We start from the raw sequence: 26,699 nt of genomic DNA, 5'->3' as shown, positions 1-26,699 counted from the left end.
ATTTTTAGCTTTTTAACTAGAAAATAAGTTCATCTGCTGCTCATCTTACCAAACGAGTGCTGTCGCGCCCCAAGTCAATCCGCCGCCAAAGCCAACTAAGATAAGGCGATCACCTTCGTTTAATCTGCCTTGTTCGGATGCTTCTGCTAGTGCTACTGGGATGGAGGCCGCCGACATATTGCCGTACTTGTCCAAGTTAATCATGCACTTGTCTTCCGACAATTCCAAGCGATTCAATGAGGATTGAATAATGCGCATATTGGCTTGGTGTGGGACAAGCAGATCGATGTCTGTTTTTTCCCAGCCTGCTTTACGCAATGCTTCATCTGCTGCATTCCCCATGATCCGCACGGCAAATTTGAACACTTCTGCGCCAGCCATGTAGATGTAGTGCAGACGTTGGTCTAGCGAGTTCTGTGAAGCTGGATTACGAGAGCCGCCGCCTTCAATTTTCAGAAGAGGACCTCCCGTACCATCCGCTCCTAATTCAAAGGATTTAAAGCCTCGTTCTTCTGGCACTTCGCCAATTACAACAGCGCCTGCTCCATCACCGAACAGAATGCATGTGTTGCGATCTGTGTAATCGGTAATTTTGGACAAACAATCTGCGCCAATCACGAGTGCATATTTATATGTACCTGTCGCAATAAAGTTGGCTGCATTCGCTAGTCCATACACGAAGCCTGAGCAAGCTGCTGATAAGTCGAATGCTGCAGCTTTTTTCGCACCCAATTTTTCTTGAAGAATACAGGCTGTCGATGGAAATGACATATCCGGCGTAATCGTCGCGACGATAATGAGATCAATTTGATCCGCTGTTATGCCAGCATTCGACATCGCAACCAAGGAAGCTTCATAGCATAGGTCGGAGGTAGCTTGTCCTGCTGCTGCGATTCTTCTTTCGCGTATCCCAGTTCGAGTTACGATCCACTCATCGTTTGTTTCGACCATGGTTTCTAATTCTTGATTCGTTAAAATACGTTCTGGTACATATTTACCCGTTCCGAGTACCCCAACTGGTATTAAGTTCATGTTGTTATATCTCGCTTCCCGCGGCTAATTTCGGCAGATATGGTGCCAACCAAATCATTTTGCAAGGCAATTCTTGCTTGTCGAACGGCATTCTTAATGGCATTTGCATCGGAGGAGCCATGGCTTTTGAGTACTAATCCATCGATACCCAAGAAAGGGGCTGCCCCATGTTCATTATAATCTAATTTCTTGCGGAATTGTGTCAACCCTGGCTTCAGCACCGCTGCTGCAAGCTTCGAGAAGATCGTTTTCGTGAATTCTTGCTTTAATGCTGAGAAAATGGCCGACGCTGCGCCTTCCAATGATTTCAACATGATATTTCCAGCAAAGCCGTCGCAGACGATCACATCGCATTTCGCGCGAAGCACCTGTGAAGACTCCACATTTCCTATGAAATGAATCGGAGCTTGTTCCATTAAAGGATATGCTGTTTTGGTTAATTCATTCCCTTTGGTCGACTCGGTCCCTACATTCAACAGACCTACGCGAGGCTTGTCAATACCATGCACTTTGGAACGATATATGCTGCCCATAATCGCGTATTGGATCAATTGTTCTGGGGTTGCATCCATGTTCGCACCTAAATCTAATGCAAGCACACCATGACCATCCATAGTAGGGATCATTGGCGCTAATGCCGGACGTTCAATTCCGGGAATTCTTCCTACGATTAGCAATCCAGTTGTCATTAAGGCTCCTGTGTTGCCTGCAGAAATCATGGCTTCTGCCTCTTTCTCGCGCACCAGTCTTCCTGCTACGACCATAGAAGCGTCTTTCTTGCGACGAACTGCTTTGACAGGCTCATCTTCGGCTTCAATGACTTCTTCCGCATGACGGATCGTTAGGTTATCCGGCCTCTCTGTAAGATGTGCTTCAATCGCCACGCTGTTACCGACTAGAATGATTTGTACGTCCTTCCACTCTTTGGCCGCGGCGAGAGCACCCTCAACTACGATCTTAGGCGCATGATCTCCGCCCATTGCATCAATCGCGATCCGCATGGAGCTTGTCCTCCCTATCTAGATGTTGCTCTTTCTTCGAATGAAAGATGACAAAGTTGCCTCGAAACACCGTTTCTTCGCCCACATATGTGAACACCTCTACACGTGCTTTTCCTTTGGAAACAGATCGCACATAGGCTTTGGCGACACATTTCTCTCCCAGCTTGACTGATCGCACAAATTTAATATCGGCCGAAGCTGTTAAAGCGATCGGATCGTCGATGACAGCAACTGCCAACGAGTTGGCCTGTGAGAAAATATGATGTCCTCTGGCAATTTTGGTTCTGGAAAAAATATGGTCTTCTTTAATTTCAAAAATCGAAATACCGCTCTGATCCAACTGTAAGTCAATGACTTCCCCAATGACTTCATCCAGCGGAAGCGAACGCACAGGGTCATAGGTCTTGACAGCCATATGCTTCATACGTTCCCGCAATTCAGGAATACCGAGCTCTAATCGATCTAAGCGGACAGTTTGGATACTAACCCCAAACGTTCGCATCAATTCCTCATCGGTCATAAAAGGGTTCGCTTCAATGGCTTGCAGCAGCTGCTGCTGCCTTTGTCGTTTAGGAAGGCGTTCGATGGTAAGCACCACCTTATCTCGTGAGATCTCATCTTATTACCAGATACTAAACTGTAGTATATTAAATTTACAACCAAAAAGAAAGCAAAAAAAATAGCACCTCACCTAGGATGAAGTACTATGTCGATTCTTATGCTTTTACGATCTCTCTGCTTTTGTATGTTCCGCAAGATTTACAAACGTGATGCGCAAGCTTAAGCTCAGCACATTGTTCACATTTCACCATGCCTGGAACTTCCAATTTGAAGTGAGTACGACGCTTGTCACGACGAGTTTTGGACGTTCTTCGTTGAGGTACTGCCATTTCAAAACACCTCCTTATTCGAATTTCAGCGTTGCCTTATTCTTTGTTAAAAAAGTCCGCGAGACCTGCAAGTCTAGGATCGATCTTCTCCTGCTTACAGCCGCAATCTTGTTCATTACGGTTCTCTCCACACACCGGACAGAGACCTTTGCACGCTTCGTCACAAAGTGGTATGTACGGTAAACCGACCACTACATTTTCTACAACGTAAGGCTCTAAATCGACTTTATCCCCAACCACCAGATGAATATCCTCGTCTAGCTCTGGATCTTCTTCTTCCGGCTTTTGCATAAAAACTTCCTTGAATGGAAGCTTAATTGTTTGGTTCGTGTGCGTTAAGCATCGGGAACAACTTAACTCCAAGTCTAGCGTTAATTTACCGTTAACTTTGACTAGTCCCTCTTCATATTTCGCATGAAGATCAACATGGACTGGTCCATGGCCAAGAATGTCTTGACGACCTTCGAAAGGCTCCGTCAAATTCATAACTTCACTCATGTGTACAGACTGCGATTGTAGAGATAGCTCTCTAAAACGAATTTGCATGATATATCACCCCAAACAAACAAAAATTATTATATCCATTTTGCATACCTGTTGTCAATTCAAAATAATTTACTATTGCTAGATATCGCTTATTTCGCAGGCAAATCTGCTAGATATTTCAAGGCATCTGCCATCGTGCCAATTTCTACGATTTTCATCTTCGTATTGATTTGTTTCGCTCGTTTGACGGCATCGGAATAATTCTCGATTTTCGTCCCATCTATGGAAATATTTTTGGGAGCAAAGAAAATGTCAGCTTTTTCCCGATCAGCAGCAATAATTTTGTGTTCAATACCGCCAATTGGGCCTACCGTGCCATCTGCTTCGATCGTTCCTGTGCCCGCAATTCGATAGCCCTTCGTTATATCTTCAGGTACAAGTTGATTAAAAATCTCCAAAGAGAACATCAATCCTGCTGAAGGCCCCCCAATATCACCAGCCTTAATCGACACCTGCTGATCTTCCTGATCGGCTTTGACCGATTGCATCCCTGCTGGCACTACACCAATCCCTGCCCGCGGCGTAGTTTCTCCTGCTTGAAGCGGCAGCGCCCCGAGCGTCAGCGTCGTCTGCATTTCCGTTTTCTTGCGTGAATACGTAATAGATACGGTGTCTCCTGCTTTTTTGCCTTTTAGTGAGTCTAGTAAGTCTTGCGCGACTTTAATTTCTTTGTCTCCAGCTTTCAAGAGCACATCACCCGGTTTAAGCACCTTCTCACCTGACGAACCTGGTACAGTTTGAAGGACCATCACACCCTCATGCTCGATATGAAAAGGAACCTTGGCCGCGGTATAGGCGGCTTGAATCGCGCTGGCTTGTGAGGTTAACATGACATATTCCTGGCGCTGTGTATACTCTTGTTCGGACTCCCCTTGCTTGAGAACAGCTTTTTTGGGCTGGATTTCTTCATATGGATGAACGAGTCCTACCAGATAATTCACCACATTCGCATCCGCCACGCGCACGGTTGTTAGCATGAGCGTTCCTTTTTCAGGGCCAGTGCTTTTGGAAATCGACACCATTGGCTTGATTTCCTCGGCGGTACCTGGCATAAATACGAAAAATGGCAGTCGCACAAAAAACAGCAAATATACAATGATAATACCTACTAATGCAGATAATAGGTAGCGTCTCGTCGCTGAGCTTCTTGGATAACGATAGGAATCATTCGACCACGTACGTATCGTGCTCTCTTCTTCCCGATCCATACAGGCTCCCCCTTTCCTGTTGTTTCTCTTGATGTTTTTGACTAACCAGTCTCGATGAAAGCTTGGTCTAATCGCCTTCCTTCCAGCGTACAATGAAGCATGTTCGAAGGACGAGGTGATGCTAAGCTATGCAGCCTATGAAAATAAGAACCAGTTCAAAAACCACAACACTCGTGCTGGGAGCTTTGGCTGGACTAGTTGTTATATCTGTCATTCTATTTCCTGATAAAGCTTTTCAGTCCTCTCTCGAGGGCTTGACCGTTTGGTGGAAGCTCGTCTTCCCAGCATTAATGCCTTTCCTCATTATGACCGAGCTCCTGATCGGGTTCGGTGTCATTCAAGGGACAGGCGTGCTCTTGGAGCCGCTGATGCGCATTATTTTCCGACTCCCCGGTGTGAGCGGTTGGGCATTGGCTTCTGGCTTTGTTGTAGGATTTCCTGCTGGAGCTAAAATTACATCATCCCTGCGTGAAAAAAACCTACTTACACGCACAGAAACAGAGCGTCTAACAGCCCTCTCCCATTTGTGCAGCCCGATATTCCTTATTATGGTTATCGGTATCGGATTCCTGCACAACGCTAAGCTAGGGATTTTACTTGCCATTATTCATTATATTTCGGCTATTGCTACTGGATTCTTGATGCGGCATAGCAAGCAAGCTGTAGTGTCTCTTGAAGCGAAACCTATAGTTGCTAGTAAGCCATTAGAAACGGCTTCTATCTGGAAATCAGCGATAATGACCATGCGTCAAGCCTATTGGGAGGATGGACGTGCTTTCGGCAAGCTGCTCGGCGATGCAGTTAGCTCGTCTGTGCAAACGCTGATGTTGATTGGCGGATACATGATGATCTTTTCCGTGTTAATCAACGTCATCACCATCACTCATTTTACCGACTTGCTCCGCCCTATCATTCAATTCTTACTTGGCTTTATGGGCGTTTTCACAGATACAACACCACAATGGATAAAAGGATTAATGGAGATTCACCTCGGCGCCTATGCGCTTAGTCAAATTAAGGATCTCCCGCTTCTGCCCCAAATGGCGCTGCTTAGCGCCTTCCTCGGCTGGGGAGGCTTGTCTGCCCATGCACAGGTCGCTGGCTTCCATCAGAAAACCGATGCGCGGTACACCTTCTTCTTGCAATCCCGTGCTCTGCATGCCGTACTTGCCTTATTCACAACCATTTTGTTGTGGAAACCATTGCAAATGCTTCTGTTAGATGCAGAGCCCAGCTTCCTGCGGTTAGATCTCGCTGCTAACAAGGCCGCCACGGTACCGTTTCCCTTGAACGGCGAATCGGCATGGGGCCTGTGGGGACCAATGCTGACGCAATTCATTTTTATTTTTACCTTGATGCTACTGGTTTCGGTCGGTCTACGCCTTTTTCTTAGAAAAACAGTCGATTAACTTTTTATTATTCCTTTGGATCTAGCTGTTGCTAGGTCTGAGGGAATTTTTTGCGCAATTCCTCTTCCACTTCCGCTGGTACAAGATCCTCCACAGGTCCGTGGAATTTGGCGATCTCTTTTACAATGCTTGAGCTCAAATACGAAAATTGCGGCTTCGACGTCATAAAGAACGTTTCCACATCTGGATTCAACTTATGATTCGTCGATGCCATTTGCAATTCATATTCAAAATCAGAAACCGCCCGAAGTCCACGAACGATAAGTCTGACATTACGTGCTTTCATGTAATTGACCATCAAGTCCCGAAAACCGTCAATCTCTACATTTGGAAGATCTGCAGTTACTCTACGAAGCAGCTCCATCCGTTCTTCCAGTGTGAATAGCGCGTTTTTGGACGTGTTGTTCAGCACCGCCACAATTAGCTTATCGAATACCTTTGCTGCTCTATGTATGATATCAAGATGCCCATATGTAACTGGGTCAAAGCTACCTGGATATACCGCGACTGTAATTCCGTGTTCTTGCTTCATCGTGCTGTTCATCTCCTCTTGTGCTGTCTTAAGTGGACGCTATTTCGCGTTTAAATATGGTAACAGCCGTATCTCCGTAGTCCGCTCTGCGTAGCTGCTTAAATCCGCCTATCGTTTCAAGCAGTACATCCTTGGCGTCGTGCTCCACCACAATCGTGGCATCCGCCTCCACAATGGCTTGTTCCTCCATCGTCATCATTAGCTCTGCGATCCCTTTCATCCGATAGGGAGGATCCAGAAATACCAGTTGGAATTTTTCGGCTCGCTTCGCCAACACCTTCAACGCCCTTGCCGCATCCGTCCGGTAAATTTCTACCTGATCCTTCAACTTTGCTACTTCCACATTGTGCCCAATCGTGTCGATGCTTTTCTTCTCGATATCAATAAATACCGCCTTATCCATACCGCGGCTCAGCGCTTCAATCCCCAGCCCGCCCGTGCCGGCGAACAAATCAAGCACCTGTCCTCCGTCGAAATAAGGTCCGATCATACTGAAGATCGCTTCCTTCACTTTATCTGTTGTTGGCCGTGTGCTCGTACCGGGTACAGCCTTTAACGACCGGCCTTTGGCCGTGCCTGAAATCACTCTCATCTGTGCGTTTCCCTTCCATGCTGGTTCATTCTTTTGCTATCGTACCACAAGCACTAATCTGACACAAAAATTTTATCCCTACGATGTATAAATTTTCCGTAAAACGGTCATGCTTGAACTATCGACATCAGAGAATGTCGTAGACAACCGCGGAGAAGGCTTACGTTTCCCCATAAGCTCTTCATCCGGTTTCTCCTCTCCCATGAGGCGGCTGCGCAAGCAGCCGCCGTAATTATTTTGTGGGGCAGTTTCAAAAAACGTTGATATATCAAGGGTTTCCATATATAACAGTTTATAAATAGTGAGTAGTACAGGCCTCTTTAAATCGACTAGGGTACCATTGGGGTACCAAATAAAAAAGCTTAATCCTAATACAACTTAAATTAACGCAAAATAAGCCCACGGGAACTTACCCTTGGGCTATTTATTTTTATTAGGTGTTTTTAGTTTTTGAAGATTTAGAGTTTAATACTTACCTAGTTAATGAATTGTTTAATCAAATGAGACGCCAGAGCCTTTTCGAATCTGCTTCATTGCATAACAAAGTGAATCCATTGCATGGTTTAATTCATCAATCGGTCTATTTAGAAAACGCCTTGTCTTGTCCTGATCCCACACGTAGCTCGAAAGCTCCATGCTGACATTTGGACAGCGAAAACTTGTGCACGATGAGTTCATACTGCTGCAGATACTGGATGCCGTTTATCACGCTATCCTGCCCCTTCTGTGCAGCACGTATCCGATTTATTCTAGAACACCGGATCTCATCAATGGACTTAGGCTCCGAAGAATCTGCAATAATTTTTTCCTTCGCATAGCTCTTCTTCTTAATGATCTCAGCAATTTTGTCATTGGTTAGAGCCCCTCGTAGTGTTCGTCAGTCGACTCTACGATCACGCTAATAAATTCGGTAAGACCTGCCTCTTGGGCTGCTCTCCAACGCTTCCCCCCTTTAACGATAGTCATATCGCTTCGGAGCAGTATCGGCTGCAGCATGCCGTGTTTCCGGATGCTCTCCACCAAAGATTGATAAATATGCTCGTCCATTTTATTAGGATTACCGCCGTTTGGTTTTAGTTGATCTATTTTTACAGTTTCGATTCTCATATAGTCACCCTTATGTAATGTCAGGTTTAGACAAAAGAAAAAGCACTGGTTAAAGTGCTTTATAATTAATTTCACTAATACTTTTCTCAAACCGTTCAACATCTCTTAATTTAGAATATGTTGCTTTTACGATTGGTTTAGAATTTTCATAAGATTTGAGTAAGATCGCTTTCTTGTTATGATTAACTTCTTCTTTTAGTCTGTTCAAAACATATTGTACCTGGTCATTATCACCAATTTCGTGTGCTCCAAAGAATGACGTATAATCAACAGTAAATAGAACTTCGCCATTAATTTCTTTATATCCATACTCTATTACAATACTATCCATAGTATCACCTCCCATCTCACATTTCGACAAAAGGTAACATTTATCTATTCAATTAATGGTGGCATCTGCATGACAAAAAACTGACTGTTCTACTTGGGTAAACTCATAGAGAATAATTTGTTTAAGCAGCAAATATTAGCTTTTTCAATTGCACTTTTGGGCACAGTACGACCTCTCTGTTTTATTTGTAAAGTTTAACCCACCTTCTAATTTATGGTGGGTTTTTAATATTGATTCTCATCATTAGAAAAACATTCTCCAAGTCTATCTGTTTCGTCCATGTGCTGAAATTTTGTAATCATATAATACACGGTACTAGAAAAAGTTTTCATTTGACAACAAGTTGTTGTATATCGTTTTCAAGCGCTGAGATTTTAAAAATAAGGAGGTGTGAGTCTTATGAGTAAACTAGCTCAGTTAATGAATCTAATTGGAATCGTTGGTATTACTAATATCAAGAAAATTGAATTTGAGTATTTTAATGAAACTGAATACAAATTGAAATTCGATATAAACGAAGGCCCCATTCAAAGAATGTCTGAACTTAATTTTTTTAGCACTTATTGATTGGGAGCATGTCAAGGAAATTGAAGTTGAACTCTACAATGGTGAAGAAATAGAAATCGAATTTCCTGAAAGTCCGACAGGTGTGACTGGTGCAAGAGGCGCTACCGGTTTACAAGGACCAACAGGACCTACCGAACCGGAATCTGCCTTCCGAGCCGTAAAAAGTGTTAGTAATCAAACAATACCTTCTTTTGCTCAAGTTACATTCGAAACTGAACAATTCGATTTAATCCCTTCAGAATATGACCCCTTATCATCGCGGTTTACTAAGACTAGTGGTGGTGTTAACAACTTTTCAACTTCGGTCTTTGGAAACAAGAATACTTCTACAGATTCTGTAGTTGTTACACTTGTAATTAATGGTGGTACTGCTCAGGACGCACAAGTTCAAGATTTCACAACACTATCATTTTTTTCTATTAATCTTAGTACTATTTTCAGACTTCCCCGGGTGGTTTTGTTAGGGTATTTATTAGTATTACAAATGGAGGTACGGTCTCTGCATTTACTAGTGGAACTCATTGTTAAGGTGCTTGATTTCCCTCATAACACAAATTAGATCTAGAAAAGCCGTGCGATTATTGCGTCGGCTTTTTGTGTCTACATTATGAAGAAATAAAATTAAGCCTATCCCACAAGGAATAAGCTACTCTGCAAATCATCTGATATTTTCTTTAATGATCCGCCGATCTGCCTGCAGTATTGAGAGTTCATCGTGTTTACCAAGAATGCTCAATGCCACGCCTTGTTCGTTTCGCTTAACTTAAAATAGCTCTTGTCTCCATTTCATATACAATTCCTCCGTATTTTAACGGCTTCGTTCTCCTCGTCTTCTATTTCAGCGTATTCTTCCAATACAATGAATCCAGCATAAATTTAGTTATTCAATGCCCATACCCAGAATGAACGCGCTGCATAAATTATTTGCAAGTACTTGTACAGGGATGTGGTCATTTGCAACTATACTATTTAGTATCTAAGCAAGACATTATTGAACTCATCCGCGAATTCATTGATCAGGCAAACTATAGTGCTGCCATTTATTTGCTCGAGGTTATTCAACAGATGGAGGATGAAAATCGAGCCTCAGTACTCATTACTGTAAAACCGCCTGACTCCTCGAAGTGAGTATTTATGTGGATCGTCTTTTTCGTCTTCTATTAGACTTGTCCAACGTTATCGAAGGGTCGATACCACATAACGTTCCATGTATCTTACTGCCTTCCTTGCAACTTTATCACGAATACCTCTCCAAGTACTTTCTTACTTTCCAGGATTACAACGCGATTTTTTATTTCAAAAAGTGGATCTCGCATTGATAAACGCTTTGGCGAGTTCATTTACAAAAAGAAGACATCTTCCAAATGGTCGACGTCTTCTTTTTTGCTGTATTTTGGCAATAAGCCTGTACTGAGCGGTTCTACCTTTTTTCCAAAAATATACTAATACTATCAGTCACTTAATAGATTCGTAGATTATCAAAATTGAATACGATGTAATAATTCAAGTCAAGGAGGTGAAATTCATGTCCCATGAACTCAAAAAATTAAAGTATGATGTCTTGACACCAAATACAAGTGGTAGTGTTAATATTTCACTATTATTTGATGACCCTGTTACTTTAGCTACGGTTTCTGTTAAAGGTGATGCAACTGTATGGTTAACTGCCAATGTAGGTTGGAATGTAGCTACCAATGGAACAGGATTCGATCATGTTGACGTATTATTCCGTATTTGGAGAGGGAACCAACTGACTGGAACAACTATCTACAGTGCAGCTGACTCGGCTCAGGCATACCCTGATGATCACTATGCAGTGACACATCTCGCTCATGTAGATAGCCCCGACGACGATGATAAAATTGTATACACTCTTACGGGTGAGCTACTTTATAATGGACAATCATCAGCAAGTGTCATAGGACCTATTACGTTTACTGCGGCAGTTATAGATAAATGATTATCCAATAACATCTAATGGGAAATGATTCTGCACTTAACCGCCTCACCATGAGGCGGTTTTCATTGTTTTTAGCTTGCATATTCCAAGAACTGGCTCAATTTCTTTCCACTCATAAAATTGCTTCTTAAGCACATCACAGAAAACCGGATCCAACTCCAAAGTCCGGCACGTCCTATCTATCTACACACATGTCATAAGAGACAGCGTTGGCTTGAAGGAGCGTCCTCTAAGCAATACCTCTAAATATGCCATAGTTATTTAACAAATAGTCTCTTTAAAAAAGTTTTCTTTTCCTCTCTTATTTCTTCAATTGTTATATATTTTTCTCCATAAGTGTTTTGTATACTATGTATCCCTATCTTTAGCGACTGCAATAATACAATTGCCTCTCGACTTCCATTATTATCTTGAAGCTTAGGTAGAATGCATCTAGTGAAATTACGTTTCACCTCTGAATCAACTTGATCGTTGGTTAGGTGTTGAACGGAGTGTACAGTGTTTATTATTAGGGCGGAAACTCCAGCTGCGATTATATCGAGACCATATAGAGTAAAACCAGTCTCACCTCTTGCTACAAAACCATACATAATGTTTTTACTACTGTAGTAAAATGTCACCACAAAAGGATTATATTCGTCAGTCTCATCATCAATTATTGATTTTTGAATTTCTATCTCGTTAGAAAACTCCATTCTTCCATCTCTCTTCATAGTGTTATATAACTCAGTGTCTTTCTCATATTTTTTTATCGTACCATATTAGGGTAATGGGTTTGATTAAATTTTACACAACAACCTATCCACAAGAGATAGGCTGCTCTGTAAATCCTTCGATATTGACTATACTAATCCAGCCCAACCTTTACCCTCCTTCCATTTTATGCTATAATAAAAACAAGAACATACATTCTATATTACATTCATCCTACAGTCAGAAAAGAAGGTCAGCTATGAACGATCAACCTGTATTTGAGAACCTGCGTGACAAGTATGCTGATGAGGATCGCGCCAAGCTTGTGATGCTGCAGCTACGAACATTAATGGGACAGAAGCAGAAGAAGAAATGGTATCAGAAGTGGAAAAAGGCAACCAAGACGCAGCCGACGAATTGGAACGACTAGAACCTTTAACTTAGCCGAGTGTGTACCTAAAAATGAAATAAAGGCCCCCCTTCGTAGATAATCTACGAGGAGAGCCTCTTCACTTTTATCGGTTTCTTTTACGAGAATAATATAATACCCCTAAATAATGCGCCCCTGTAAACAAGGTCAGGAACCCGAAGAACAATAAGAATCCGCCGTTGCGATCACGGAAAAGCAATTGCACTACGAACAATGCCAGGGAGATTTCGCTCCAGAGAAGCGTTCTTTTCTTGAGCTGCGTCAAGTCAGCTGTGGATTTGCTTATTTTACGAAGATTCATGTAGGTCAGACCAGCGAGTAAGATAACACCAATAATAATCACGAGAATATAATTTAAATTGCCTGACATTTGGATCCCCCTAATTTAGTAGATATTATATCTAAAGATACATGGATTAGGACCGATTGTCTATTTGAAATGTCGTTAGCGCAGGGATCTAGCTGCTGCCGTGGAACATTTACTAATCTCATCGAGGTGCCCACATCATGTCTACCTTAACCTTCAAACCATTAGAGTCGCCCGACATCCCGTTTCTGATGGATATTTACAATCATTTCGTTATGCATACGACCTATTCTTTTCATACGGAGCCTGTTTCATTATCCGAGTTTACGGAAAGTGTCGTGCATCCTAATCCGCGGTATCAGACCTATGTGATTCTGCTAGATGAGAAGCTGCAAGGCTATGTTCAAGTAATGCCTCATAAGAAAAAACAAGCCTACGATACGACCGGTGAGGTCACGATTTATCTTTCTCCAGCATGCGTAGGCAAAGGCATTGGCTCAGCCTCTATTCAATATATAGAAGCGATCGCCAAAGAACGCGGATTCCACTCCTTAATCGCCACGGTTTGTGCGGATAATTCAGCTAGCATTCACATGTTCACACGGAACGATTACCAGCAATGTGCCCACTATCGCGAGGTCGGCTTCAAATGGGGCCAATTTCTAGACATTGTTACGTTCCAAAAAATTATTTCATAAATAATTGTTACAAACTGGTTGTAACGAACACATTTGTTTCCGCTATTTACACTGGATAAGATCCCCCTCCCTAGCAAAACCTACAGCATAGTCATAATGCTCGGAGGGGATTGTCATGACCAAGCGGCTTTGGTCCTTTAGCATCGTTTGTCTGCTCGTAACCAGCTGCGGTGCGCCTTTTTCAAAGCCTTTTCAAGATCAGAGCTCAGCCCAACATACCCAGCCTGATGTCACCCAGACATCTACGGAGGCTAGTAAGGACTTTGTTGAGTCCCGGCTTGTTACAGATGATGCAGGTTCAAAAAAACAAATTCGTATGGTGTTACCTACGAGCACACCCTCATCTTCCGCGCAGCCAACAGCCACACGAGCACCAAGTCCCGCATTAACATCAAGCCCTACGGTGACGCCTAGTGCGAAGCCTAAGATTGCCCCTAAAAAAACAGCCATTCAGCCGGAAGCTTCCAAACGGCCATCCTTGCCCGTTCAAAAAAATCAAGGACAAGCCCGAATTTCTCAGAAAAAGCTCACGCTCTCACAACTGGTCGTCAAGTACCCAGATACCTTTAAGCTCCGCGGCTCCAGTCAAGAGAAGAAAGTCGCGTTAACTTTTGACGACGGACCTGATACACGATTTACGCCAAAAGTACTTGATGCCTTGAAAGCGAGTCAAGTGAAGGCGACCTTTTTTGTTCTTGGCACTATGGCGAACACGCATCCCGACATTATCAGGCGGATCGTGAATGAGGGTCATGTGATCGGCAATCACTCATACAGTCATGAGAATCTACCCAAGCTCTCTGTGGATAAATTTCAAAATCAAATTGAGAGTACCGAAAGTGTGCTGAAAGGTCTCATCGGTTACGCCCCTAGGCTGATCCGCCCTCCTTATGGCGCAATTAATGAAGAGCAAGTCAAATGGATTGCTCAGCATCACTATTTGATTGTGAACTGGAATGTCGATTCCCTCGATTGGAAATCACTGAGTTCCGATCAAGTCCTTCACAACATTATGCAGCAGACGAAGCCTGGCTCCATTATTCTCCAACACTCGGGAGGTGCGGACAGCCAAGATTTATCCGGAACCGTACAAGCCATTGGACCGCTTATTAGTAAGCTCAAGGCAGCTGGCTATACATTTGTCACAGTTCCTGAGCTGCTGCACGTAACCAAAAGCAAATAACACGACGACGCAAAAAAGCAGCCTCGCCTGAACTGCACCCCAATTGTTAGACACCATCTAACAATTGGAGGTGCAGTTTTTTGTCTAAATTTAGTTTAAATGAGAAGTTGAAGGCCATACTTAGGTATCAGAATGGTACGGAAGGATTGAAAAACATTGCAAAAACATTAGGGATAAATCATGAAGTCTTGCGTATGTGGATTAAGCAATACGAATATCACGGTGCGAAAGCCTTTGAAAAAAGCTATACAGCTTACACCATCCCATTTAAAATAGACATACTCAACTATATGATCGAGAATGGGACGTCTCCAAATGAAGCTGCTGTCATTTTCAATATTTCCTCTCCCGGGTTAATTCGAAAATGGCGCAGTCAATTCAATGTACATGGAATTGACGCCCTCAAACCAATGAAAAAGGGGCGTCACAGCATTATGGATAAAGATAAAAAAGGCTTCAAGAAGCAAGAACCTGCTGAGGGATCAGTTGAGGCCTTACAGGCCGAATTAGAACGTCTGCGTATGGAAAACGCCTACTTAAAAAAGTTGAATGCCTTAGTTCAAAACAAGGAAAAATCACCAAACAAGACAAATCGCAAGTAGTCTATGAATTAAGGCTTAAATTTCCGGTGATCGCATTATTAAAGCTTGCTGACATTCCTCGTAGTACCTTTTATTACTGGGTGAAGCAGCTTGGCAAGCCCGATACAGACGCAGAACTGAAGCTCCTTATTCAATCCATTTACGATGAGCACAAAGGCCGCTATGGCTATCGACGTATCCGTGACGAAGTGTGTAATCAGGGCTATCAAGTTAATCATAAAAAAGTGCAGCGCATCATGAAGGAATTAGGGTTGAAATCAGTGGTTCGTATGAAGAAATATCGTTCCCATAAAGGAACTGTAGGTAAAATTGCTCCTAATATTCTTGAACGTAACTTTCAAGCGGAGAAACCAAATACGAAGTGGGTTACCGATATTACGGAATTTAAGTTGTTTGGTGAAAAGCTGTATTTATCACCTGTGCTAGACTTGTTTAACGGTGAAATTATCACTTACACTATAGGTTCTCGTCCTACGTACTCCTTAGTCTCTGATATGCTTAATCAGGCATTTATACGCTTATCTAAGAAGGATGAACTCCTCCTACATTCGGATCAAGGCTGGCACTACCAGATGAAGCCCTATCAACATGCTTTGAAGAAACAAGGAATTACCCAGAGCATGTCACGCAAAGGAAATTGTTACGATAACGCGGTAATGGAGAACTTCTTTGGCATTATGAAGTCGGAGTTTCTTTATCTAAATGAGTTTGAAAGTGTAGATCACTTCAAGCAAGAACTAGCACAATACATGGATTACTACAACCACAAACGCATCAAGTCAAAATTAAAAGGCATGAGCCCGGTACAGTACCGGGCTCATGCCCAAAAGATCGCATAAAATATTTGTCTAACTTTAAGGGGTCAGTTCAGCCGGTGTTTCCCAGCAGACTGCTTTTTTAAAATGCGTGACTGTAACGATAAGACAAACTACTCGCTGACCTGAGAGGTCGGCATAGCTGTTTTACAATCTGCACAATAGCCAAATATTTCAAACCGATGGCTTTGAATCTCAAAGCTTTCTGGCAAATCCTCCACTAGCTTCATCGGACAAAACTCGAACGTCACGGTTTTCTCGCAGCTAACGCAGATCATGTGATGATGATGGTGTGACAGGCAGCTTGCTTTGAACTTCAGACCATCCGCCAAATGAAATTGCTCCAGAACACCCATTTCACTCAACAATCGGAGATTACGATACACAGTTTCGAAGCTCACGCCCGGATATTGCATTTTCATATGCTCATAAACATCCTTTGGCGATAAATAACTGCCCGACTCTGCAAATAAGGTCGCCAAGCTTCTACGCTGCTCTGTAATTCTCCAGCCTTGCTTCGACATCGCTTTTAGCATCTCATCGATCGTATCCGTATGCGTACTCACTTACATTACCCCTCTGTGTTGAAATCTTCTCCTATTATAGTGCAGCAAATGGCCCTCTTGCGTCAAGTAAGAACGCTGACCGGGGCCCTCCTATCACGTACAGAGGAGAATCTTTATTCGGCAGCTATATGATGGGCCGCTTTGTCCGACAAGGCTTCCAGCTTCAGTAATTCCGCACGAATAACGTCCTTAGCGAAGTTCTCACCGATGAAGACGGCTACGTCTGGTACATTGCCTTTGGGGGTGATTTTCACGAAATCCATTTCCCTGTATGCATATTGGAATAAGAAGCGACTTGATGTGTCCGAGAAGCTAAGAATCCCTTTGGCCCGATACACTTCCTGAGGCAGCTTGCTGACGAATTCTTCAAATGCCTGACTATCCACAGCGCGTTCAAAAAAGTGCGTATACGCCATCACATGTCGGTGTGTGTGGTGATGATGCTCATCCTCATGCTCGTGGCTGTGCGGCTGCGCCTCGCCGTTCGCTTCGACTTGCCCAGACGCCGCGACTGAAACCTCAGTATGCATATCTTCAATCAGTTTAATATCCAGTTGACTAAACACGGTATAATGCAACTCCGCATAGGGATTCCATTCACGAACGAGATCATGCACTTCTTGAAGCGCCGATTCCTGCAGTAGGTCAGTCTTATTGAGCAGCAGCAAGTTAGCACAACGAATTTGATCGCGCATAAGCCGGTACGTTTTCCCGCGGCTGGTTCGATTTAATTCTAGCAGCTGAGGTGCATCCACAACCGTGATGATCCCTGAAAGCTCAATCGGAAGTACGAGCGAAGCGTCCGTTACCTCATCAATAACCTCCATCGGATTCGCAATCCCGGTCGATTCAACGAAAATCAAATCGGGCTGCTGCTCTGTCACTAATTCATTCAACGCTGTGGCAAGATCGCCACGACTAGAACAGCAAATACATCCGCCGAGCAGTTCAGACATCGGGACTTCATTTGCGATTAACTGCCCGTCCAAATTCACTTCGCCAATTTCGTTCATAATAACAGCCGGCTTGCGCCCCGCTTCGGTAAAATAGTCGATAGCTTTCGTGAGCAAGGTCGTCTTGCCACTGCCGAGAAATCCAGATAGAACATATACATGAACTCGTTTTTGTATCATTTTAGTACTTACCTCCGTCCTCAATACGCAATACGCCAATTGCTTTTACTCAAGCTCAGGCTTAACCTCAAACTTCGTAGCCAAGATGGGCCATTTCCCAACGATTCCAGCTAAAAATGGGAACAGCCTTGCCCATAATAAACTAGTGCCTGGCTCAACTGGCTTCAAGGGAAGCTCGATGCGCTCGTAGAGGATTTTCGCTGCTTCTCTAACAAGCTCAAGGGCCAAATCTGCAGGCTCCGTCTCAGCTACAGCGGACAATCTTGGAAGGTAGTGCTGTGTAATCGATTCCGATAAACGATGCTCCGCTAAATTATCGGAAGCCATCACTTTACCCATTCCTATGCTAACTAGACGTGCTGTTTCTTCGTCAAACGCATGAGGAATGCAGTAGATTTCCAGCGCCAACGCTGCTAGATAAGCCTCTCTGACCAACTCATCCTCCTTCGCCATCGTTAAAACCGGAGTAGACAAGTAAGCTAATACCGCTGGTTGCAGCGTGTCCCAGCTATTTTCTATGCTTTTCATCGTCAGTTGCATCATAGCTGCAGCCAACTCTACAGGCGTAATCTGTTTCTTCTCTAACTCTTGCATATGAATTAATCCTCTTCTCTATCGTTACTTGTAAAATGAATAGTCAGCTCAATGATTTCGGATTGACTGCCTAAACGCATCGGCGGGCCCCATGTGCCGAAGCCTGAGGACACAATCGCGTGTAGATTGCCTTTTCGCAGATAGCCCCAATCCAGTTCAAAAATCCGCCTCGTGATGAGATGATACGGCGCCATTTGACCACGGTGCGTGTGACCCGACAGCATCACATCGGCGCCTGCGGCTTCCGCTACGTTTAGCTGATACGGTTGATGATCCATGACAATAATCGGCTGTGCAGCGTCTGCTTTCTCCATTAAAGCCGCTAGCGGTTTACGTCCTTCAGCAGAGTGCTCCGCTGTTTTATCTTTGCGTCCCACGAGATACAGGCGGTCTTGAATATGAACGACTTCATCCATCAGCACACGAATGCCGATTTGTTCCATTTGTTCCACGAACGCTGGAATATGCCCGCCAAAGTATTCGTGGTTGCCCAGCACAGCATAAATGCCTAGAGGAGCTTGCAGTTCTCGCATCGTTTTTCCCATCTGATACCGAATAAAAGGTTTAATATCATCGTCAATCACATCACCAGGCAGCAAAATCAGATCAGGCTTCATCACATTCACATGCTTAACCAGCTTACGTAGATGACGGTTGCCGACGATCGCCCCTAAATGAATATCCGAGGCGACTGCGACCCGAAGCTGTTCCCAGTCTCCCGCTCGTTTAGGAATCGTAATTTCATACTTGCGAACGACCGGTGTTCGTGCCAAATAAGAGCTGAATGCGAGTAGAATAAGTACAATGGCAACGACGATCCACCCTAGAATAGGCACATAGGTAGCTGGCGAAACAGATGTTGCATACAACACTCCGATGGCTAGATCCGTGACTGGCAAAAGAAGCAGACCAAATTGGATAAAAGCCAACCAGTAAGAACCGACGATGCTAAGTAGCCGTGACAGCATTGGAGGCATCACCCGTGCTCCAAAGCGACCTATGACATAGGAGAATGCAACGATCCAAAACACAGGCCAATACCACCCTGGATGATAGGAATCACCGAGTAGATGCGCTAGAAACACCTTCAAATGCCAACCTATATAACCGTTGATCGCCGCTACAATAGCGAGTATAAGCGTGATCCTAAGTACCATACCATTTCTCATTCCATGACGCTCCTATTCTCTATTCCCCTATCTTTTATAGCAAAAGACTTATCGGCTCTATACATAGCTCATCGTCATTCCGCACATTGCCCACCCGACTCGACACAGGGTACGCCATCATAAGCTGTGAAGGATAAGGCTGCAGCAATGGCCGCAGTTGGTTAACATCCTTCGTTTCCCGATTAAGCCAAACAGCTTCCTTATCACGCGGTAAAATAACCGGCATGCGATCATGAATGTCCTTCATCATTTCGTTCGATTCCGTCGTAATGATCGTACATGTCGATATGCGTACGCCTTCGGGGGACGTCCATGTGTCGTACAGCCCAGCCATGCTGAAAAGTTCCTTACTGCGCAGCATGATGCGCATCGGCTGTTTATGCTTGCCCGTTCCTTTCCAATCATAGAAAGAGTCTGCCGGGATCAGACAGCGTTTACGTTCAAAGGGTTTGCGAAAAGCAGGCTTGTCCGCCAAGGTCTCGGATCGCGCGTTGAGCATTTGGTACCCGATTTTCTCCTCTTTGGCCCATTCTGGAATGAGTCCCCAGCGCAGCTCGCCCAGCTTATTACGCTGCCCGTCATGCACGATCGCCATAACCTGCTGTCCTGGCGCTACATTATATTTGGGACTGTATCTCGGCATATAGGTATCATACATATCGTAACGCAGCATCAATTCCTCTAACGTTACGGTAATCGTGTAGCGTCCGCACATTGGTAGGTATCCTTCTCCTTCATACGTTATCCTATTTCCTCTCTCCATTATGAAAAAAAGAAAGCCTCACGTCAATTCGTACAGCCCGAAGAACCGTTCTTCTTCAGGCTTCAGGCTGTACCGATTGACACTAGGACCGTATACGGGCAGATTTACGATTTCTTTTTCGTTTCCGTTTCTAATACACTGACACGCGGATCTGTCCCATAAATCGTTGTGACGAGACTATCCGCATACCGACCGATCCTTGCGCCAATTTCAGCACGCATGTAGTCCCTCGTCATCGTAAATCGATCTTCGTGCTCTCGGCACCGATAGCGGTAGCGGATCATCTGATCATCCTTCTCCTCTTCCGCAACGTGCATACCGTTCTCCAGCATGTGCCGCTTTACTTTCGCTAAGTCGGCTTGCATGTTTTTGGCTAGCACCTGGGCCACCTTCGAATACAGTGTTCTTAACATCTCGGAGGAACGCTCCACCTCGCGCGCCCTTCGCAAAATAATCGTGTGCATGTACGGCAGCAGAACAGATTCTCTTATAATGCTAATGTCATCCGCTGTCGGGCGCTTCGTAGCCGTAGGAGTGTCATGTCTTTCGCGCTGAGCTGCTTCTCGGTGCTGGGGCAGCATCATGCGGCTAGACTCCCACAAACCGTTATTCTGCAGTTTTTTGCTCATTTATAATGACCTCCGATTTTGAGCGAACGAACCTGCGCTTGACCGGCTGTCGTCAGGGAGGACGCACGAACAATCGCCGCATTGCCGAATCGATCCTTAATGCTGTCCGTCACCTTCTCCAGCTCTCGTGCCTTCACTTGATCTTCAAAAAGAGTGAGCTGATACGTCGCATCGTCCACAAACTGGCTCAGCATCACGCCGGCACGGCGAACAGGCATCGTATCCCAAAATTTATAAAAAAGCTGCTTCACAGCTTGAAAAACAGTCCCCGTATGATTCGTTGGATCCGGCATTTTCATCTGACGCGAGAAGCCTGTCGGCGCATCGAATGGACTGCACATGCAGCTGACGGTCACAATCGAGGCCATATAGCCTTTGCGCCGGCAGTCCCTACACACTTCCTCCGTCAGCTCCATGAGAATCGTATTCACTTCCCACGAATCCGCATAATCCCTCGGCAGCGTCATCATATGGCCGATGGACTTTGGCGGCGTATCAAATGTGCCCGGCGTGACCGGGCTGTCATCCAGCCCATTCGCTGTTCGCCACATGACCTCTGCATGAATATCCGACTGCTTGCCGAAGCGCGCGCGAAATTTCTGCTTGAGCTGCGGCAGCGGTGTTCGTGCCACATCACCAATGCTATACATGCCCAACTTGGCAAAATGGGCCGTCATCCGCGAACCAACACCGAACATTTTACTAACTGGCTCCTTCCAAAGGTGTTCCTCAACAGCAGAGGGAGGCAGCGTGAAAATGCCGCTTTCATTCTTTTTGGCCCATATATCTGTGGCGATTTTCGCTAGTATTTTATTCGAACTAATGCCTACACGAATTCTAACCCCTGTTTGCTTTAGCACCTTATACTGCAGAGTCATCGCCAGCTTCTCAGCATCTCCTCCGAAAAACGACAGACTCCCCGTGACGTCCATGAACTGCTCATCAATACTAAAAATTTCAACGAGATCCGTAAACTCCTGATAAATCCTGGTAATCATCAGCGATATATCAATATAATGCTGCATCCGCGGCCGCATAACGATCAGCTCGGGGCACTTCTTGAGCGCTTCACCCAAGCGTTCGGCTGTCGTTACACCGAATCCTTTGGCAACAGGGCAGGCAGCTAAAATAATACCCGACCTTAACGCAGGATCTCCCGCAACAGCAACCGGCTTATTCTCTAGTCCTGGATGATCGGCTTTCTCGATACTGGCATAAAAACTTTGACAATCCGCCAGGAAAATCGTTCGCACCTCGCCCCTGTTTCCTTTGTTCATCGCAATTCCCCCCGCATATTCATCAGCGTAGTCATAAGCTCAGCCTTGACCAAGCTGCGAAGCATCGTGAAATGATGGATGTAGCCTCGAACTTTGTACTCGACATTAATCCCTAAAGCATTGGTTTCGGTATGAATCACCCTAATGTCACGCTGTTTCATCTTGCTTTTCAATCGTTGTATTTCGGGATAAATAGCCATCTCAACCTCTCTGAGATAAAAAAGAATGTGATTGTATACGATCTTATCCTTATAAACTTTAAGCTCCTCCATATCTCTTGCCAGCATATCAAGCAAAATCGGCAGCAGCGTGAAATCCTTAATCATTTGGACATCCTCTTCTGTCTCGACTCTTGAATCGTTCATGTTCTCACCACCATATGCGAACATATATTCGTTTTTCCATATTATATACCGAACACGTATTCGTTATGCAAGTGAATTTTTTGGAATTTTATTTTTATGAGAAAACCTCTATCGAGGCCATTCAAGGATGAGCGACCACGTTTAGAGGAAGGTTTTATCGCCAAGCAGAAAGATGTTTTCGTGATCCGAAAACTTAAACTTTCTACTGTGGTAAATAACAACAGCAAAAACGCCACTCCCAGAGCATCCTCAGCTCTACAAGTGGCGCTTTCATCGTCCAGCTATCGAAACATGGACCACAGCTTAATTAAATGAAACGTGTTATTGGGATCGATTTTTTGCGCGATGATGAACGTTAAAATCTGGTTCGTCTGACTTCCGGTCAGCTTTTCACCGAAAATGGCAGCAGCAAGACCGATTAAACGCGTGACCTTCGCCGTGTTTTGCAAATCTGCTTTCGTAACGCCTTGGAGCAGCATTTTGATGCGTTCCTTGACCTCAGGGTTTTTCATCTTGAACTTTACACGCTCCACGAGCGCAGGATCGATGCCATATTGCTGATAACTCATGCCCGCACCTCCGATACCCGTCATGCTCCTATCTTATGAGTGAAAGCAGGCAAACTTGACAGAGGCCGCGTATATATGCAAAACCGATGTTAACCACCTGCCCAACGATCCGCCGTAGGCCGATCCTTTAAATGGAAAATGTACAGTTAAATTCGCTCATTTTCTCAATAAAAATCAACTAACTGGATTTCATGCATGTATTTGGCCCGCAAATGCCAAGAACCTCTTAAAACAGCGATTTAGCTACATATTTTCCATTTATCGCTTAATTTCCGGGGGATTACGGGGAATTAGCTGGAGTTTTTCCAGTTAGCTGCTTTAGGGGAACGTGTAGATGGCGGGGTTCGGGTCAAGTGTGGGATCATCAGGTTAGGTTGGCGGCACGCCAAGACAAGACACAAAAAAACAGCCACCGTTCCCGGCAGCTGTCTCTCCATTTTACATATAAATGGCTATTAAAATGACGCAGATACAATTGAGCGCAATCAGCAGCGGAAAGCCGACAACAAAGGAAGTATGCTTCGTCTTATGCCGCCACATCCGCATGCCCAGCCAACCACCGATCCCGCCCCCAATCGCAGCGAGTAAAAAAAGTCGTTTTTCCGGCACACGGCGCCCGCCTTTTTTGGCTTGTCCTTTATCGTGTCCCATCTCAATAAACGTAATGATATTCATGATCAATAAATAAACGAGTAAATAAGTCACTGGCGGCACACCTTCGTTTCCATAAAATAGCGCTGCTACTCCTATCTTAAAAGGGAACACGCCATGGGTCAACTTGTCTCGCAAGCCGCCTACTAATCTAGCACTTCGCTGTCAAAAATATGAGCCCGCTCCAAATACGCCCTCAGCGGCATAAAAGAAGCCCCCGTCCAGAAGGACGAGTCGCCGACAAGCTCGGCCGCATCATCTCGCGCCTGCTCCATGATTTCGAAATCCGCCATCATGTCGGCGATGCGGAACTCCGGCAGCCCGCTCTGCTTCGTGCCGAAGAAATCCCCCGGCCCGCGCAGCTCGAGATCGCGCCGGGCAATCTCGAAGCCGTCGGTGGTCTCCGTCATCGCCTTCATGCGCTCCTTGCCGACCTCTGTCTTCGGATCGGCGATGAGCACACAGAAAGACTGGTGCTCGCCCCGCCCGACCCGGCCGCGCAGCTGGTGCAGCTGCGACAGGCCGAAGCGGTCGGCGTCGTAGATCACCATCAGCGTGGCGTTCGGCACGTCCACGCCGACCTCGATCACCGTGGTCGACACGAGCGCCTCCACGGTGCCTTCCTTGAAAGCGCGCATGATCGCTTCCTTCTCCTGCGCGCTCATACGACCGTGCAGCAGGCCGATCCGCATCTGCGGAAAATGCTGCTGCAGCTGAATGTGGACGTCGATCGCATTCTGCACGTCCAGCTTGTCCGACTCCTCGATGAGCGGACAAATCACATACGCCTGCCGGCCTGCGGCCACCTCGCGCTGAATAAAGCCCAGCACGCGCTCCAGCATCGCATGCTGCACCGCGTAGGTCTTGATCGGCTTCCGCCCCTTCGGCAGCTCACGCAGCGTCGACACGTCCATGTCGCCGAACGCTGTAATGGCCAGCGTGCGCGGGATCGGCGTCGCCGTCATCGTCAGCACGTCGGGATTCATCCCCTTGCGCCGCAGGATGCTGCGCTGGTTCACCCCGAAGCGATGCTGCTCATCCGTTACCACCAGACCCAGCTGGCGGAAATACACATCCTCTTGAATGAGCGCATGCGTCCCGACCAGTACATGGATCAACCCCATCTGCAAAGAGGCCAGCAGATCGCGCCGCTGGCGCTCTGTGGAGCTTCCGGTCAGCAAAGCGACCTGCAACCCGTAAGGCTCAAACAAACTGCTGAGCGAGCGATTGTGCTGCTCAGCAAGGATCTCCGTCGGCACCATCAGCGCGCCTTGGTAGCCAGCCGTAACCGTCGCGTAGAGGCCTATAGCCGCGACGATCGTCTTCCCCGCACCGACATCGCCCTGCAGCAGCCGGTTCATCGCGTAGGGCTCCTGCATGTCGTGCAGGAGCTCACCAACGACCTTCTTCTGCGACTCCGTCAGCTGGAAGGGGAGCGCGCGCACGAATGCGCGGACAGCAGGCAGATCGACCTGCTGCTTCAATCCATCCGTGCGGCTGCGCGTCACAGCCCGGTAAGCCTGGAGCTTGAGCTGGAATAGGAACAGCTCCTCATACACCATGCGCCTGCGCGCCTGCTTGCCCTCCTCCACGCCGCTCGGCGTGTGGATGACAGCCAGCGCCTTGCTGCGCGGCATAAACCCGTACCTGCCGGTAATGCCCGCCGGCAGCACTTCACTGATCAAAGCGCTGTACTGCGTCAGCGCCTGCTGAATAACCTTACGCATCCACTTCTGCGTAATCGAGCCCGCAACCGAATACACCGGCTGAATCGTGCCGGTGTTCGAATCTCCCTGTCCGGGAAACTCCGAATCGGACACACTCATTTGGCGCCGCTTGGCGTCCCATTTGCCAGTAAGAATAATCTCCTGCTGCGGCCGCAAGCGATCCTTCAGGAAATGGCGGTTAAACCACACCGCCGTCAGCAGAAAATCATCCACCATCACCTTGCAGGATAGGCGGGATTTGCCACTGTAGCGCTGCAAGACCGGTTCGCCGATGATGTAGCCCTTCACGGTGACACGGTCCCCATCTTTTACACTGGCTAGATCGCGAACGGTATAATCCTCATACCGGAACGGGATGTACTCCAGTAAATCCATAACCGTAAAAACGCCCATGGCGTTTAGCTCAAGTGCTTTTTGAGCGCCAACTCCATGGACTTCACGTACTGTGCATTGATTTAAATCCATCTCTTATACCGTACTCACGAAGGCTGCGATCGTGCCTGGTCCCGCATGTGCCCCAATAACTGGCCCCAGCGTAATGTAATCCGCGTTATCTACAGAAAACCGCTGCACGATGGCCTCCCGCAGCTGCTCCGCGCCTTCCAAATTATTCGCATGAGCGATGTGCAGCGTGCGTACCGTCTTGTCAGACACGTCCGCCGCTAGCAGTTCAAGAATGCGTGCAATGGCTTTTTTGTTACCGCGAACCTTATCCACAACGGTCACTTCGCCCGCACTATCTAAAGTAAGAATAGGCTTAATGTTTAATAGGGAACCGAGCAGCGCTGACGCCTTGCCGATTCTACCGCCCTTTTGAAGAAACTCCAGTGTATCTACAAGGAAATAAATATAAAAGTTCGCTCTCATCGTCTGAACAAGCGCTACGATTTCATCGACGCTTTTACCCGCCTGAGCAGCCTCAGCAGCAGCCACAACGAGCGCCCCGATGCCATAAGAAGCCGAACAGGAATCAACAAGGTGAACCTTGCCAACCTGATCGCCCTCTAACAGCGTAGAAGCCAGCTCAGCCGTCCTGTACGTTCCACTCAACACAGAAGACAGGTGAATAGAGATAACCTCCGTACCGGGCTCCTCCAGCAATCCCTGGTATACTTCCAGAAACTCACCTGGTGACGGCGTTGACGTTGTTGGGAAATAGGTAGATGACGTCAGCTTCCGGTAAAACTCCTCCGACTGAAGCGTCACCGTATCCAGATACTGTTCTTCGCCAAAATTAATTTTGAGCGGCACCATTTCAATGTTCAACGCTTCTCTGACAGCCAAAGGAATATCAGCCGTACTATCCGTTACAATACGAATATTTGTCACAGTGCTCACTCCCATCACGAATTT

34 protein-coding genes and 1 pseudogene are annotated in these 26,699 nt (G+C 45.9%); 9 read left to right on the top strand and 26 right to left on the bottom strand.

The window, feature by feature from the left end; translation table 11 throughout:
* Positions 1 to 45 precede the first annotated feature (45 nt).
* From AC58UX_RS18970 to AC58UX_RS18945, 6 genes are all read right to left on the bottom strand, one after another.
* Positions 46 to 1,032, bottom strand: a complete 987-nt coding sequence (locus AC58UX_RS18970) for a beta-ketoacyl-ACP synthase III (protein WP_497255488.1) — start codon at positions 1,030 to 1,032, stop codon at positions 46 to 48.
* Positions 1,029 to 2,033, bottom strand: coding sequence for a phosphate acyltransferase PlsX (gene plsX, locus AC58UX_RS18965; protein ID WP_497255486.1), 1,005 nt, complete (start codon positions 2,031 to 2,033; stop codon positions 1,029 to 1,031). The genes AC58UX_RS18970 and plsX overlap by 4 nt, the downstream gene beginning before the upstream one ends.
* Positions 2,017 to 2,631, bottom strand: a complete 615-nt coding sequence (gene fapR / locus AC58UX_RS18960) for a transcription factor FapR (RefSeq protein WP_497255484.1) — start codon at positions 2,629 to 2,631, stop codon at positions 2,017 to 2,019. Before fapR ends, plsX begins: the two co-directional genes overlap by 17 nt.
* 118 nt (positions 2,632 to 2,749) lie before the next feature.
* Positions 2,750 to 2,923: a 50S ribosomal protein L32 gene (gene rpmF / locus AC58UX_RS18955; protein ID WP_056624823.1), complete on the bottom strand. Its 174-nt coding sequence runs from the start codon at positions 2,921 to 2,923 to the stop codon at positions 2,750 to 2,752.
* A 36-nt stretch (positions 2,924 to 2,959) separates the two neighbouring features.
* Positions 2,960 to 3,469, bottom strand: a complete 510-nt coding sequence (locus AC58UX_RS18950; protein WP_497255482.1) for a YceD family protein — start codon at positions 3,467 to 3,469, stop codon at positions 2,960 to 2,962.
* A gap of 89 nt (positions 3,470 to 3,558) precedes the next feature.
* Positions 3,559 to 4,677: a SepM family pheromone-processing serine protease gene (locus AC58UX_RS18945; RefSeq protein ID WP_497255480.1), complete on the bottom strand. Its 1,119-nt coding sequence runs from the start codon at positions 4,675 to 4,677 to the stop codon at positions 3,559 to 3,561.
* Between the two features lie 137 nt (positions 4,678 to 4,814).
* Between AC58UX_RS18945 and AC58UX_RS18940 the strand changes: the two genes are divergently transcribed.
* Positions 4,815 to 6,086 carry a nucleoside recognition domain-containing protein gene (locus AC58UX_RS18940; protein WP_497255478.1) on the top strand — a complete coding sequence of 424 codons (1,272 nt, stop codon included), beginning with the start codon at positions 4,815 to 4,817 and terminating at the stop codon, positions 6,084 to 6,086.
* A gap of 31 nt (positions 6,087 to 6,117) precedes the next feature.
* On the opposite strand, the gene coaD is transcribed toward AC58UX_RS18940, so the two are convergent.
* The 6 genes and pseudogenes from coaD to AC58UX_RS18910 all read right to left on the bottom strand — a co-directional run bounded on the left by coaD (position 6,118) and on the right by AC58UX_RS18910 (position 8,648).
* Positions 6,118 to 6,618, bottom strand: a complete 501-nt coding sequence (gene coaD / locus AC58UX_RS18935) for a pantetheine-phosphate adenylyltransferase (protein ID WP_497255476.1) — start codon at positions 6,616 to 6,618, stop codon at positions 6,118 to 6,120.
* A 28-nt stretch (positions 6,619 to 6,646) separates the two neighbouring features.
* A pseudogene (rsmD, locus tag AC58UX_RS18930) lies at positions 6,647 to 7,219 on the bottom strand (16S rRNA (guanine(966)-N(2))-methyltransferase RsmD); the annotation flags it as partial.
* A 69-nt stretch (positions 7,220 to 7,288) separates the two neighbouring features.
* On the bottom strand, positions 7,289 to 7,492 hold the full coding sequence (locus AC58UX_RS18925) for a hypothetical protein (protein ID WP_497255474.1): 204 nt from the start codon (positions 7,490 to 7,492) through the stop codon (positions 7,289 to 7,291).
* Positions 7,493 to 7,790: 298 nt separating this feature from the next.
* Complete coding sequence (locus tag AC58UX_RS18920) at positions 7,791 to 8,012, bottom strand: hypothetical protein (RefSeq protein WP_497255948.1); 222 nt, start codon at positions 8,010 to 8,012, stop codon at positions 7,791 to 7,793.
* Positions 8,013 to 8,065: 53 nt separating this feature from the next.
* Complete coding sequence (locus tag AC58UX_RS18915; RefSeq protein ID WP_497255472.1) at positions 8,066 to 8,317, bottom strand: ParB N-terminal domain-containing protein; 252 nt, start codon at positions 8,315 to 8,317, stop codon at positions 8,066 to 8,068.
* A gap of 49 nt (positions 8,318 to 8,366) precedes the next feature.
* Positions 8,367 to 8,648 (bottom strand): hypothetical protein, encoded by a 282-nt coding sequence (locus AC58UX_RS18910; RefSeq protein WP_497255470.1) that lies wholly within the window; start codon positions 8,646 to 8,648, stop codon positions 8,367 to 8,369.
* A gap of 399 nt (positions 8,649 to 9,047) precedes the next feature.
* On the opposite strand from AC58UX_RS18910, the gene AC58UX_RS18905 reads away from it, so the two are divergent.
* The 4 genes from AC58UX_RS18905 to AC58UX_RS18890 all read left to right on the top strand — a co-directional run bounded on the left by AC58UX_RS18905 (position 9,048) and on the right by AC58UX_RS18890 (position 11,175).
* On the top strand, positions 9,048 to 9,215 hold the full coding sequence (locus AC58UX_RS18905; protein WP_497255468.1) for a hypothetical protein: 168 nt from the start codon (positions 9,048 to 9,050) through the stop codon (positions 9,213 to 9,215).
* 82 nt (positions 9,216 to 9,297) lie between these two features.
* Complete coding sequence (locus AC58UX_RS18900; protein WP_497255466.1) at positions 9,298 to 9,774, top strand: hypothetical protein; 477 nt, start codon at positions 9,298 to 9,300, stop codon at positions 9,772 to 9,774.
* Between the two features lie 395 nt (positions 9,775 to 10,169).
* The gene (locus tag AC58UX_RS18895) at positions 10,170 to 10,343 is read left to right on the top strand and encodes a hypothetical protein (RefSeq protein WP_497255464.1); all 174 of its coding nucleotides are present in this window, start codon (positions 10,170 to 10,172) and stop codon (positions 10,341 to 10,343) included.
* A 397-nt stretch (positions 10,344 to 10,740) separates the two neighbouring features.
* A complete protein-coding gene (locus tag AC58UX_RS18890) occupies positions 10,741 to 11,175 on the top strand; it encodes a hypothetical protein (RefSeq protein ID WP_497255462.1) in 435 nt (144 codons plus the stop codon).
* A 257-nt stretch (positions 11,176 to 11,432) separates the two neighbouring features.
* On the opposite strand, the gene AC58UX_RS18885 is transcribed toward AC58UX_RS18890, so the two are convergent.
* Entirely contained in the window at positions 11,433 to 11,870 is a 438-nt protein-coding gene (locus tag AC58UX_RS18885; RefSeq protein WP_497255460.1) for a ribosomal-processing cysteine protease Prp, read from the bottom strand.
* A 257-nt stretch (positions 11,871 to 12,127) separates the two neighbouring features.
* On the opposite strand from AC58UX_RS18885, the gene AC58UX_RS18880 reads away from it, so the two are divergent.
* Complete coding sequence (locus AC58UX_RS18880; protein ID WP_497255458.1) at positions 12,128 to 12,298, top strand: hypothetical protein; 171 nt, start codon at positions 12,128 to 12,130, stop codon at positions 12,296 to 12,298.
* 85 nt (positions 12,299 to 12,383) lie between these two features.
* On the opposite strand, the gene AC58UX_RS18875 is transcribed toward AC58UX_RS18880, so the two are convergent.
* Positions 12,384 to 12,668: a hypothetical protein gene (locus tag AC58UX_RS18875; protein WP_497255456.1), complete on the bottom strand. Its 285-nt coding sequence runs from the start codon at positions 12,666 to 12,668 to the stop codon at positions 12,384 to 12,386.
* Positions 12,669 to 12,805: 137 nt separating this feature from the next.
* On the opposite strand from AC58UX_RS18875, the gene AC58UX_RS18870 reads away from it, so the two are divergent.
* The 3 genes from AC58UX_RS18870 to AC58UX_RS18860 all read left to right on the top strand — a co-directional run bounded on the left by AC58UX_RS18870 (position 12,806) and on the right by AC58UX_RS18860 (position 15,927).
* Positions 12,806 to 13,303: a GNAT family N-acetyltransferase gene (locus tag AC58UX_RS18870; RefSeq protein WP_497255454.1), complete on the top strand. Its 498-nt coding sequence runs from the start codon at positions 12,806 to 12,808 to the stop codon at positions 13,301 to 13,303.
* Positions 13,304 to 13,418: 115 nt separating this feature from the next.
* The gene (locus tag AC58UX_RS18865) at positions 13,419 to 14,486 is read left to right on the top strand and encodes a polysaccharide deacetylase family protein (protein WP_497255452.1); all 1,068 of its coding nucleotides are present in this window, start codon (positions 13,419 to 13,421) and stop codon (positions 14,484 to 14,486) included.
* An 80-nt stretch (positions 14,487 to 14,566) separates the two neighbouring features.
* Positions 14,567 to 15,927, top strand: a protein-coding gene (locus AC58UX_RS18860; protein ID WP_497255451.1) for an IS3 family transposase whose coding sequence is annotated in 2 segments (ribosomal slippage) — positions 14,567 to 15,023 and positions 15,023 to 15,927 — 1,362 coding nt in all. Because the reading frame shifts where the segments join, the coding sequence is not laid out codon by codon here.
* An 89-nt stretch (positions 15,928 to 16,016) separates the two neighbouring features.
* On the opposite strand, the gene AC58UX_RS18855 is transcribed toward AC58UX_RS18860, so the two are convergent.
* The 12 genes from AC58UX_RS18855 to AC58UX_RS18800 form a co-directional block, all read right to left on the bottom strand.
* Positions 16,017 to 16,439, bottom strand: coding sequence for a Fur family transcriptional regulator (locus AC58UX_RS18855; RefSeq protein ID WP_497255946.1), 423 nt, complete (start codon positions 16,437 to 16,439; stop codon positions 16,017 to 16,019).
* 143 nt (positions 16,440 to 16,582) lie between these two features.
* Complete coding sequence (locus tag AC58UX_RS18850) at positions 16,583 to 17,602, bottom strand: CobW family GTP-binding protein (RefSeq protein ID WP_497255449.1); 1,020 nt, start codon at positions 17,600 to 17,602, stop codon at positions 16,583 to 16,585.
* Between the two features lie 45 nt (positions 17,603 to 17,647).
* The gene (locus AC58UX_RS18845; RefSeq protein ID WP_497255447.1) at positions 17,648 to 18,196 is read right to left on the bottom strand and encodes a hypothetical protein; all 549 of its coding nucleotides are present in this window, start codon (positions 18,194 to 18,196) and stop codon (positions 17,648 to 17,650) included.
* Positions 18,197 to 18,201: 5 nt separating this feature from the next.
* Positions 18,202 to 19,365 carry a metallophosphoesterase gene (locus tag AC58UX_RS18840; RefSeq protein WP_497255445.1) on the bottom strand — a complete coding sequence of 388 codons (1,164 nt, stop codon included), beginning with the start codon at positions 19,363 to 19,365 and terminating at the stop codon, positions 18,202 to 18,204.
* Between the two features lie 34 nt (positions 19,366 to 19,399).
* Positions 19,400 to 20,080, bottom strand: coding sequence for an SOS response-associated peptidase (locus tag AC58UX_RS18835; RefSeq protein ID WP_497255443.1), 681 nt, complete (start codon positions 20,078 to 20,080; stop codon positions 19,400 to 19,402).
* 152 nt (positions 20,081 to 20,232) lie between these two features.
* Entirely contained in the window at positions 20,233 to 20,757 is a 525-nt protein-coding gene (locus tag AC58UX_RS18830) for a YhjD family protein (protein WP_497255441.1), read from the bottom strand.
* The gene (locus AC58UX_RS18825) at positions 20,754 to 22,034 is read right to left on the bottom strand and encodes a DNA polymerase IV (RefSeq protein WP_497255439.1); all 1,281 of its coding nucleotides are present in this window, start codon (positions 22,032 to 22,034) and stop codon (positions 20,754 to 20,756) included. The genes AC58UX_RS18830 and AC58UX_RS18825 overlap by 4 nt, the downstream gene beginning before the upstream one ends.
* The gene (locus AC58UX_RS18820; RefSeq protein WP_497255437.1) at positions 22,031 to 22,399 is read right to left on the bottom strand and encodes a YhjD family protein; all 369 of its coding nucleotides are present in this window, start codon (positions 22,397 to 22,399) and stop codon (positions 22,031 to 22,033) included. The genes AC58UX_RS18825 and AC58UX_RS18820 overlap by 4 nt, the downstream gene beginning before the upstream one ends.
* Before the next feature lie 281 nt (positions 22,400 to 22,680).
* A complete protein-coding gene (locus AC58UX_RS18815; protein WP_497255435.1) occupies positions 22,681 to 22,968 on the bottom strand; it encodes a stage VI sporulation protein F in 288 nt (95 codons plus the stop codon).
* 438 nt (positions 22,969 to 23,406) lie between these two features.
* Positions 23,407 to 23,757: a DUF1294 domain-containing protein gene (locus AC58UX_RS18810; RefSeq protein ID WP_497255433.1), complete on the bottom strand. Its 351-nt coding sequence runs from the start codon at positions 23,755 to 23,757 to the stop codon at positions 23,407 to 23,409.
* Positions 23,758 to 23,765: 8 nt separating this feature from the next.
* Entirely contained in the window at positions 23,766 to 25,811 is a 2,046-nt protein-coding gene (gene recG, locus AC58UX_RS18805; protein ID WP_497255431.1) for an ATP-dependent DNA helicase RecG, read from the bottom strand.
* 3 nt (positions 25,812 to 25,814) lie between these two features.
* Positions 25,815 to 26,675, bottom strand: coding sequence for a DegV family protein (locus AC58UX_RS18800; protein WP_497255429.1), 861 nt, complete (start codon positions 26,673 to 26,675; stop codon positions 25,815 to 25,817).
* Between the last annotated feature and the right edge of the window lie 24 nt (positions 26,676 to 26,699).

Source organism: Paenibacillus sp. J22P90, from assembly GCF_059692195.1.
Note: the sequence above shows the minus strand (reverse complement) of the source record. Positions and strands in the feature narration are given on the sequence as shown.

What these genes read in the sequence shown, in the direction of transcription:
- AC58UX_RS18970 (WP_497255488.1), bottom strand. Translation starts at nt 1,032, where the DNA reads ATGAACTTAATACCAGTTGGGGTACTCGGAACGGGTAAATATGTACCA.
- plsX (WP_497255486.1), bottom strand. Translation starts at nt 2,033, where the DNA reads ATGCGGATCGCGATTGATGCAATGGGCGGAGATCATGCGCCTAAGATC.
- rpmF (WP_056624823.1), bottom strand. Translation starts at nt 2,923, where the DNA reads ATGGCAGTACCTCAACGAAGAACGTCCAAAACTCGTCGTGACAAGCGT.
- AC58UX_RS18950 (WP_497255482.1), bottom strand. Translation starts at nt 3,469, where the DNA reads ATGCAAATTCGTTTTAGAGAGCTATCTCTACAATCGCAGTCTGTACAC.
- AC58UX_RS18945 (WP_497255480.1), bottom strand. Translation starts at nt 4,677, where the DNA reads ATGGATCGGGAAGAAGAGAGCACGATACGTACGTGGTCGAATGATTCC.
- AC58UX_RS18940 (WP_497255478.1), top strand. Translation starts at nt 4,815, where the DNA reads ATGAAAATAAGAACCAGTTCAAAAACCACAACACTCGTGCTGGGAGCT.
- coaD (WP_497255476.1), bottom strand. Translation starts at nt 6,618, where the DNA reads ATGAAGCAAGAACACGGAATTACAGTCGCGGTATATCCAGGTAGCTTT.
- AC58UX_RS18925 (WP_497255474.1), bottom strand. Translation starts at nt 7,492, where the DNA reads ATGGAAACCCTTGATATATCAACGTTTTTTGAAACTGCCCCACAAAAT.
- AC58UX_RS18915 (WP_497255472.1), bottom strand. Translation starts at nt 8,317, where the DNA reads ATGAGAATCGAAACTGTAAAAATAGATCAACTAAAACCAAACGGCGGT.
- AC58UX_RS18910 (WP_497255470.1), bottom strand. Translation starts at nt 8,648, where the DNA reads ATGGATAGTATTGTAATAGAGTATGGATATAAAGAAATTAATGGCGAA.
- AC58UX_RS18905 (WP_497255468.1), top strand. Translation starts at nt 9,048, where the DNA reads ATGAGTAAACTAGCTCAGTTAATGAATCTAATTGGAATCGTTGGTATT.
- AC58UX_RS18890 (WP_497255462.1), top strand. Translation starts at nt 10,741, where the DNA reads ATGTCCCATGAACTCAAAAAATTAAAGTATGATGTCTTGACACCAAAT.
- AC58UX_RS18885 (WP_497255460.1), bottom strand. Translation starts at nt 11,870, where the DNA reads ATGGAGTTTTCTAACGAGATAGAAATTCAAAAATCAATAATTGATGAT.
- AC58UX_RS18880 (WP_497255458.1), top strand. Translation starts at nt 12,128, where the DNA reads ATGAACGATCAACCTGTATTTGAGAACCTGCGTGACAAGTATGCTGAT.
- AC58UX_RS18875 (WP_497255456.1), bottom strand. Translation starts at nt 12,668, where the DNA reads ATGTCAGGCAATTTAAATTATATTCTCGTGATTATTATTGGTGTTATC.
- AC58UX_RS18870 (WP_497255454.1), top strand. Translation starts at nt 12,806, where the DNA reads ATGTCTACCTTAACCTTCAAACCATTAGAGTCGCCCGACATCCCGTTT.
- AC58UX_RS18865 (WP_497255452.1), top strand. Translation starts at nt 13,419, where the DNA reads ATGACCAAGCGGCTTTGGTCCTTTAGCATCGTTTGTCTGCTCGTAACC.
- AC58UX_RS18855 (WP_497255946.1), bottom strand. Translation starts at nt 16,439, where the DNA reads ATGCTAAAAGCGATGTCGAAGCAAGGCTGGAGAATTACAGAGCAGCGT.
- AC58UX_RS18850 (WP_497255449.1), bottom strand. Translation starts at nt 17,602, where the DNA reads ATGATACAAAAACGAGTTCATGTATATGTTCTATCTGGATTTCTCGGC.
- AC58UX_RS18845 (WP_497255447.1), bottom strand. Translation starts at nt 18,196, where the DNA reads ATGCAAGAGTTAGAGAAGAAACAGATTACGCCTGTAGAGTTGGCTGCA.
- AC58UX_RS18840 (WP_497255445.1), bottom strand. Translation starts at nt 19,365, where the DNA reads ATGAGAAATGGTATGGTACTTAGGATCACGCTTATACTCGCTATTGTA.
- AC58UX_RS18835 (WP_497255443.1), bottom strand. Translation starts at nt 20,080, where the DNA reads ATGTGCGGACGCTACACGATTACCGTAACGTTAGAGGAATTGATGCTG.
- AC58UX_RS18830 (WP_497255441.1), bottom strand. Translation starts at nt 20,757, where the DNA reads ATGAGCAAAAAACTGCAGAATAACGGTTTGTGGGAGTCTAGCCGCATG.
- AC58UX_RS18825 (WP_497255439.1), bottom strand. Translation starts at nt 22,034, where the DNA reads ATGAACAAAGGAAACAGGGGCGAGGTGCGAACGATTTTCCTGGCGGAT.
- AC58UX_RS18820 (WP_497255437.1), bottom strand. Translation starts at nt 22,399, where the DNA reads ATGAACGATTCAAGAGTCGAGACAGAAGAGGATGTCCAAATGATTAAG.
- AC58UX_RS18815 (WP_497255435.1), bottom strand. Translation starts at nt 22,968, where the DNA reads ATGAGTTATCAGCAATATGGCATCGATCCTGCGCTCGTGGAGCGTGTA.
- recG (WP_497255431.1), bottom strand. Translation starts at nt 25,811, where the DNA reads ATGGATTTAAATCAATGCACAGTACGTGAAGTCCATGGAGTTGGCGCT.